6 protein-coding genes and 1 pseudogene are annotated in these 5,555 nt (G+C 41.9%); 1 reads left to right on the top strand and 6 read right to left on the bottom strand.

All coding sequences use genetic code 11. The annotated features are described in order from the left end of the window. Nucleotides 1-437: 437 nt before the first annotated feature. Nucleotides 438-1,610 (bottom strand): MFS transporter, encoded by a 1,173-nt coding sequence (locus BK127_RS41470; protein ID WP_076238475.1) that lies wholly within the window; start codon nt 1,608-1,610, stop codon nt 438-440. A gap of 39 nt (nt 1,611-1,649) precedes the next feature. Then, nucleotides 1,650-1,836, bottom strand: a pseudogene (locus BK127_RS45445) (nitroreductase family protein); the annotation flags it as partial. A gap of 176 nt (nt 1,837-2,012) precedes the next feature. Between BK127_RS45445 and BK127_RS41465 the strand changes: the two are divergent. After that, complete coding sequence (locus tag BK127_RS41465; RefSeq protein ID WP_076238474.1) at nt 2,013-2,603, top strand: TetR/AcrR family transcriptional regulator; 591 nt, start codon at nt 2,013-2,015, stop codon at nt 2,601-2,603. A 248-nt stretch (nt 2,604-2,851) separates the two neighbouring features. On the opposite strand, the gene BK127_RS44405 is transcribed toward BK127_RS41465, so the two are convergent. From BK127_RS44405 to BK127_RS44645, 4 genes are all read right to left on the bottom strand, one after another. Beyond that, the gene (locus tag BK127_RS44405) at nt 2,852-3,004 is read right to left on the bottom strand and encodes a hypothetical protein (RefSeq protein WP_179097824.1); all 153 of its coding nucleotides are present in this window, start codon (nt 3,002-3,004) and stop codon (nt 2,852-2,854) included. Between the two features lie 406 nt (nt 3,005-3,410). Then, a complete protein-coding gene (gene pyrF, locus BK127_RS41460) occupies nt 3,411-4,331 on the bottom strand; it encodes an orotidine-5'-phosphate decarboxylase (RefSeq protein ID WP_076238473.1) in 921 nt (306 codons plus the stop codon). Between the two features lie 168 nt (nt 4,332-4,499). Next, entirely contained in the window at nt 4,500-5,051 is a 552-nt protein-coding gene (locus BK127_RS41455) for an AAA family ATPase (RefSeq protein ID WP_076238472.1), read from the bottom strand. Nucleotides 5,052-5,327: 276 nt separating this feature from the next. Continuing rightward, the coding region (locus tag BK127_RS44645) for an HIT family protein (protein WP_372237425.1) at nt 5,328-5,555 on the bottom strand (228 nt) is incomplete at its 5' end.

Genomic DNA, 5,555 nt, shown 5'->3' with positions numbered 1-5,555 from the left:
GTGCGAAATAGAGATTTTGTATTGCTGTTACGAACGACTCCAAAGACGTACAGAATATCCATCAAGTTGCAGAATCCTGCCCTTTACTTCAACGGACAAAGGCAGCGGTAGTGTGCCGGCTGCCGTCATGTCGCGATTGAACTATCGTACCCGATAGTTGAGCAACTACTGCTAACGTAAAATCTTCCTCAATACCACATTTCCTTCAGCTCCTGGCCCAAACACATCAGGAATCGTGGCAACCGGTACAAATCCGTTTCTTCCGTAAAAGGCAATGACATCATAGGAGGATCAATTTTAGAGTTTTCTTCTATGCTCTTCAGTTTATTAATGATTCAAACTTGAACGAGATCCAACAATTGGGGTGCAGTTCGTTTGCGGTCTGCTCAACTTAGTGAGCAGAGTCCTAAATCAAATATTCGATGTTTAGCATATCCTTAATCCGCTGACTGCACCGCCGAATGCCGTGATGCCATGCTGGACAATACAAACGCGGCAATGATGGCGATGAGTACGCCGAGTGCCCCGAACCAGGTAATGGATGCCAAAGAAATACGGTTAACGATCAGCCCGCCGATTCCTGCGCCGACAGCCATGGCAAGCTGCATCATGGAACTGTTCAAGCTCAGCATGACGCCCGAGGATTCGGGAACAAGTGAAACCAGGTTAAATTGCTGCGCGGGAGCTGATGTCCATGCGGCAAAAGACCAAAGAATCAGAACGGCGAATACGGCAATGACCGACTGTCCAACTAAGGATAGCAAAATCAACGAAATGACGTGAAGCACCATCCCTGAAACGAGCGTGAATATGATGCCCCGTTTATCTGTGCTGTAGCCGCCGACTTTCGAGCCAATCAAACTGGCAACGCCGAACACAAACAGAGCTGCGCTAATCAATGATTCATTTAAATGAGTCACCTCAAGCAGAAAAGGGGAGATGTAGGTATAGGCGAGGGAATATCCTCCCAACCAGAAAAAAGTAATCGCTAAAGCAACCAAAACCTGAGGTTTTTTTAACAAAGCTAATTGGTTGATTAATGGGACAGGCTTGTCTCCCTGCATACGTGGAAGAACCGCAGCAATGACAAACATGGTGATGACCCCGACAATTGCGATGGCCAGAAATACCGCTTTCCAGCCAAAAGCAGAGGCTACCATTCTGCCCAGCGGGACGCCGATGATGAGCGATGCGGTAATGCCCATGGTGACGTTCGCGATGGCGCTGGCCTGCTTGCCTGGCGGAGCGATTTTGGAGGCGATGCTGAGCGCGTTAACGGTGACCACCCCAGCGCCTATTGCCGTAATGATTCTCGCGGCAATGAAGAGACCGAAGCCGGACAATATATATGTCAGCAGATTTGCGGCAATAAAGAGGCCTAGCGAATAAAGGAGGAGCTTACGTCGGTCCATTTTGGCCGTCAGCGCCATCAAAATAGGCGTGCCGACCGCATAGGCCAGGGAATAAACCGTAATGAGTTGGCCTGCTGCCGCAACGCTTGTTCCCAACGTTTCTGCGATCCGGTCCAATATACCGGAAATGATGTAATTGGATGTTCCAACTAAAAAGCTAATCAAGGCTAGAACGTAAACTTTCCATGTACTCTTCATAATTCACTCTCCTGATGTGTTTTAAGTAATTATATTTTTGTCGATAACGAGAAACCGCCATGGCTGTATGTTAGCAGCTAAAGGAGCCAGCGCGGGGCTTGCCGCAATGTTTCGGTCAATTCCTCCAGCGAAATCTTGATCTCTGGATCATAGCCACGAACCGACCGGCGTTCTCGAATAATATCAAAAAATGCTCCCTCGTTTGCGACGGTTGTGAGACCGACATGGTTCTCTCCTCCTTTGGGAAAAACGTGTTTCAATGCAACGCTTGTTGTTTGAACAACATTTGTTGTATTTGTATGTTATAATAACTACCGAATGGTACGCAATCATCAATAACCATTAACCGTTGTATAGACAACACCATTTCTATAATGTCGTTTTACTGGGGAGATCTTAACCATGCCAATTAAAAAGAATGAAGTAGATCCTCGTGTGATGCGTACACGGCGACTCCTTCAAGACGCTTTTGCTTCATTAATTCAAGAAAAAGACTTTGAATCGATAACCGTTAGGGATATTGCAGAGCGGGCTACTGTTAACAGAGCGACTTTTTATGCGCACTTTGTAGATAAATTCGAAATTCTTGAGGCCAGACTAATGGAATCATTTATGACAATCATAAATCGTAGAATAAGCGGTCACGAAGTATTAAATGAAGAAACAATTCAGAGTATTTTTCTGGGGGTATGCGAATTTCACGAGGGTCTAAACATTTTATGCAAAAGAAGAAATACATCACTTATACCTGTATTCGAAATTCAAATAAAGGAAAAAATTCAAACGATACTTCTTTCCTTTATAGACAAAGACAAGATGCTATCGACTCCAAACGCGCAATTCTTAATAAATACAGCTTCTATCATGTTAAGTTGGGGGATGTATGGGGCGGCTTACGTTTGGAACAATGAGGGGCGTCTAATAAGTGCGGAATCATTCGTTATACAGACTATGCCCTTAGTGATGAACGGAGCCAAAGGACTGCTGGGATAGGTCCTGTCGCTATTGCTCAGCCCTGCCCGTTCAAATGAAACCATTAAATTGAATTACCGGTTGTTGTGCAACACAATGAATCATCCCGCTATCCTTGTAAGCTGTACGACAGTCTAGCCCCAATCTCGTGATCATCCTTCCCGATCATCGAAGCTACGATGTTAAGTCTGCAGTTGGGAGCATAATATTATTGTCAGCATGTCAAGGAGGAGGTCAATTTTGCTCTCCCTCATCACGAGTTACGGTTTTTATTCTGATTCATACTTCATGCTCACGTTTTTGTATTTTTCAATTGCCTCCAAAATGCCTGTGTCCTGCATCCACTTTTCCGCTTTTTTCTTGGCTTGCTCGACAAAAAGCCGCCGAAGCAGCTTGCTGCTAAACAATCGTTCTTCGATCATTCGATTAAAGTCAAACTGTTTTTCGGAATCCCTTTTTACTCGTTGAATATCGTTTCAACATCAGCTGCGCAACGATTAGATTTATATGGGTACAAATTAATCCAGCCTTTTCCTGAAAATGGTTTAGGCAATGTGCTAATGTTTACTGGTTTGGGGTTATCGCCTTCAAATAATACTTCCCCTCCACTACTCAATACAAAATCAATAAATTGTTGCTCAGTATTTTCATCTATGAAGAAGTTTATTTGTTTTCCCTTTCGAACTCCTTTAAAAGCAAATTTCTCGTTATAAGTATATCAAACGTAATTGTTATGGTGCTATACTACTGCCCGTTAGCGGAGCGAAGTACTGCCACTTGGCAACCTTCTGGTATTCTGCTCTCGTTCTCCGTTAGCGTAATAGCTAACTACGTAACTTTATTAAATCTAACCTCATTAATTTGTTCTTTAGCTTTTGTCGCTGCTTCTGTTATGTATCTGAACATGTCAGTTTCGGTTGTTTTTTTCCAATCTTCATTTTGGTTCATATAAGAATAAATTACGCCCCTTGAGGACGATATGACAGCACCAATACCATTTTCATCAAAAAATACACCTAAATCCTCTGCTTTGCCTCCTTGCATCCCGAACCCAGGAACAAGGAAAATCGAATGGGGTAATGTTTTTCGTATCTTCCTTGCTTCTTCAGGGTAGGTAGCCCCAACAACTGCGCCAATGAATGAATAATTATTAATCCCTACTGTCTTACTCGCCAATTCTTCTATTTGCTCCGCCATTTTGAAGTAAAGCAATTTTCCATTCTCCAATTTTAGGTCCTGTATTTCATATGACGAGGGGTTAGATGTCTTTAATAGTACAAAGAGCCCCTTGTTTTGTTCTTTTGCCACGTCAATAAACGGCATATACCCATCACTGCCTAAAAAGGGATTAACGGTGACCATATCACCAGAAATCGTTCCATTACCTAAAAAAGCTTGAGCATAGGCTGTTGAAGTTGAACCAATATCCCCTCTTTTTGCATCGTTAATGACTATTAATTCTTTCGAACGTGCATAGCTAATTGTGTTTTCCAAAGCCTTAATACCGTAACTACCGTATACCTCGTAATAGGCGAGTTGGGGTTTTACAGCTATTACATGATCAGCGACAGCATCAATAACGATTTTATTAAACTCATATATTGCATTTGCAATACTTTCGTTGGACGAAGTATCTACATGTTCGAGTAATACCTCAGGAAAAAAGTTTATATCAGGGTCTAAACCAACAACTAAAACACTATTCTTTCTTTTTCCTTCATCTATTAGTACATCTGCAAAATTACCCATAATGTTCTCCCCCTAGTTCTTTATCCATCATCCAGTATAAATAAGTTTATTAATCAGTGCTATATAATTTTGGTACATCAGTCCATCCACATTACTGCCCGTTACTTCAACAAGGCTACCGATTATTGCGGCGGCCTCGCCCTCTTTCATATTGCGCTATAGTTTCTGTTAGTTGAGAAGGTTATCATTGGGTTTGAGAAAATTTAAAGCAATATTCACTCTTTCTCTAACTGTATAATCGCCCTCGATCCTCAATATTGGACAAGCTAAATCTGACATCCAACGCTCATGTAAAGATTTGCTTCTAACTTCAAATCCAGCTTCATCATATAATGATGCCCACTCTAAAAAAGCTTTTGATTGCTCATATTTACTTCGACCCGGTAATATTTCATCACCGTATCTTTGAAATTCCCTGTCCTTTAGCCTTTGGAGCCTTATATCTTTAGGCGTATAAATAAAGATAACTAAATCAAAGTGTGACTTTAATTCATCTCCCCAACCACATACTGCCCCTGAAAGAATCCACTGCTTATAATTCGAAAGGTCTTCTTTTAATAACTGAACCCTGTCCTTTGGTGCCCTTTGTTTAGTGAATTTTTCAATCCAAAAATAATCATCACCATCTAAATTAACATGCGGTAGTATTAAAGATAATTCGCTTCCAAGAGTCGATGCTCCTGAACCTGAGGCTCCAAGGATATGTATTTTATTTTTCATACTAACCTCCGCTCGCCTAAAAATTTTCTTTATTTTACCATAATACTTACTTATTGAATATAACTGCCCGTCCCTCGTAGTGTGTGTTATTTAACTCTCGTTCCCTTTTATCCTGCCCGTTACTTTAATAAGCCAAAAGAGGAGCGCCTGCCGGCGGCAGCTCCTCCACTGTAGTTCCCAGTTAGCTTAATAAGAGAACCCTATTTTTTCTCTAGTAAGGCCCACGTAATCTCAGGTTCATCTCCTACTAGGGTTATCATTCGCTCCTCCTAGACCTTAAATGTTTTCCTTTATCCAAGAACGCAACTTATCAGCATAGAAAGAGCGTTCATCTGGATCGGAATGAGAACCCTTTGTCAGATAAAGTTGATCATTCACATATCTTGGGTAAACATGGAGATGATAATGCCACACGTCTTGATTGCCAGCAGGCTCATTATGTTGCCGCGTAGAAATCCCATCACATCCATATGTACTTTTCATTGCAAACGCTGTAAGCTGAGC

Source organism: Paenibacillus sp. FSL H7-0331, from assembly GCF_001956045.1.
The sequence above is the reverse complement of the archived record's forward strand: the minus strand, read 5'-3'. Positions and strand labels throughout refer to the sequence as shown.

What these genes read in the sequence shown, in the direction of transcription:
- pyrF (WP_076238473.1), bottom strand. Translation starts at nt 4,331, where the DNA reads ATGGGTAATTTTGCAGATGTACTAATAGATGAAGGAAAAAGAAAGAAT.
- BK127_RS41470 (WP_076238475.1), bottom strand. Translation starts at nt 1,610, where the DNA reads ATGAAGAGTACATGGAAAGTTTACGTTCTAGCCTTGATTAGCTTTTTA.
- BK127_RS41465 (WP_076238474.1), top strand. Translation starts at nt 2,013, where the DNA reads ATGCCAATTAAAAAGAATGAAGTAGATCCTCGTGTGATGCGTACACGG.
- BK127_RS41455 (WP_076238472.1), bottom strand. Translation starts at nt 5,051, where the DNA reads ATGAAAAATAAAATACATATCCTTGGAGCCTCAGGTTCAGGAGCATCG.
- BK127_RS44405 (WP_179097824.1), bottom strand. Translation starts at nt 3,004, where the DNA reads ATGATCGAAGAACGATTGTTTAGCAGCAAGCTGCTTCGGCGGCTTTTT.